The sequence below is a fragment of the Proteiniphilum sp. genome, from assembly GCF_034927365.1.
In the GTDB taxonomy this organism is placed as follows: domain Bacteria; phylum Bacteroidota; class Bacteroidia; order Bacteroidales; family Dysgonomonadaceae; genus Proteiniphilum.
Genome location: NZ_JAYFQD010000024.1, coordinates 1 through 1,642, shown reverse-complemented (window position 1 = coordinate 1,642; position 1,642 = coordinate 1). Strand labels below are relative to the sequence as shown.

At 40.7% G+C, this 1,642-nt stretch carries 3 protein-coding genes; all 3 read left to right on the top strand.

All coding sequences use genetic code 11. The features are described 5' to 3' along the window. The first annotated feature begins 108 nt into the window (after positions 1 to 108). Complete coding sequence (locus VB073_RS14485) at positions 109 to 747, top strand: hypothetical protein (RefSeq protein ID WP_323404908.1); 639 nt, start codon at positions 109 to 111, stop codon at positions 745 to 747. A 48-nt stretch (positions 748 to 795) separates the two neighbouring features. Then, positions 796 to 1,020 carry a hypothetical protein gene (locus tag VB073_RS14480; RefSeq protein WP_323404907.1) on the top strand — a complete coding sequence of 75 codons (225 nt, stop codon included), beginning with the start codon at positions 796 to 798 and terminating at the stop codon, positions 1,018 to 1,020. Positions 1,021 to 1,024: 4 nt separating this feature from the next. Next, on the top strand, positions 1,025 to 1,642 hold a 618-nt coding region (locus VB073_RS14475; protein ID WP_323404906.1), incomplete at its 3' end, for a hypothetical protein.

Genomic DNA, 1,642 nt, shown 5'->3' with positions numbered 1-1,642 from the left:
AGAGGAAGAGGAAGATGACAAGCCAACATGGGGTGAGGTCTATGATTTTATGCGGAGGGCTATTAAAGCCAATCCGGGTATTGTAGTAAAATAAACACGAATATGAATATGAAAAGGATAGCTATATTATTGAGTTTCTTCGTTGTTTTCATCTCTTGTGCCAATAAGGTAAAAGTAGAAGAAAAAGGAAAACAGCAGGTGCAGGTAGCAGTAGATTCTGTATTGGAAAAAGAAGAAGAGGAAGCAGAAGGACATATTTCGGGTGGAGAAGAGCCTTATTATCCTAAAACAGAAGAGGCATTAAAACGCTGCCAGAGAAGGGTACGGGAAGAAGGTGATGCGATCAGTTATTGGGGATTAGAGGTCTACTACGAAAAAAACCCTCATTTGGAGAATGAAATGATAGGGTATACAGAAATAATGATAAAGAAGAAAAAAAGAAATGAACCATATATAATGAATTACTATGAATACATAAAAAAAAGTAACTCTGGAAAAAAAAACGAATTAATGAATCGTGCAATCAAATACATGAAGGAAATGTTGAAGCGCGAAGAAGAGTTAGAAGGTGAGGGGGACTTTTATTATATTCTTACAAGATATGTTTTATCCAATATTTACAAAGAAGGAACTTATGTACCCCGGGATACTGTAATTGCCGAGTATCTGGATGCCGGAGGGAATAATCTGGATTCCATTATTCGGGTTCGTCAGGTCAGGCAAGTAAAAAAAGGAAGCCTTCCATAATAGGACAGGGTAAACCCGGCCGAACGGCTGGACTCGGTCACGCACCAGTTGAACACGGCATCGAAAGTCACCCTCGCCCGCTACAGCTATGATGAGCCTGGAAGGGTAAGGACGAAAACCCTCGCCAGGGAAACCTCCTCCTACCTCTATAATATCCGCGGCTGGCTCACACAGGTTACCGGCACGAAATTCAACCAGACGCTCACCTATAATGCCCCCATGAACGGGGTCACACCCGCCAAGGCCCTATATAAGAATAAATTGATAAACTAGCCAGATGAAAAAGTATTATATCGCTTTAATAGTATTAGTTGCCTGTATTGCAATTTACTGCGTATACTATAGGGACAGAACTCCCGGGGAAGACGAGTTCTCGCTGTTTGTTTACATGTACGGATCGGGAGTAGAAACCGAGAGATTGCAGCTATATCATAATGATGTTCCGATATTCAACAGGAAGTTTAAACTGAAAACATATGATAATGACCCGCGAATGATATTCGTATCCAATCTTAAAAAGGGGGAGTTGACGAATCTGAGATTCAAATTGGAGGACCGCTTAAGAAATGGACACAAATTCTTGAAAGATATCGATTCCACCTTCTCCATATCGACAGTGGATCCGGACTCAATCTGGATTTCATACGCAACGTTCTTAGGATTGAGTATATCGGATATCTCGCCATTGACTGAATTCAAAAAGCAGGACAATGAGTTTGCCCTGTTCGTATACCTGCATCCTCCATATACTTCGGAGGAAATGCAGGTATATCATAACGACACGCTATTGTATGATGGTAAAATCAGATCATTGTATTATGATCCTTATCTAATGTTTGTATCCAATGTCAAAAAAGGAGAGATGACCCGTTTGAGGTTGAAATCGGTGGATGTG

Bases quoted from the DNA above. Each gene is read 5' to 3' on its own strand.
- VB073_RS14485 (WP_323404908.1), top strand. From the start codon at position 109: ATGAAAAGGATAGCTATATTATTGAGTTTCTTCGTTGTTTTCATCTCT.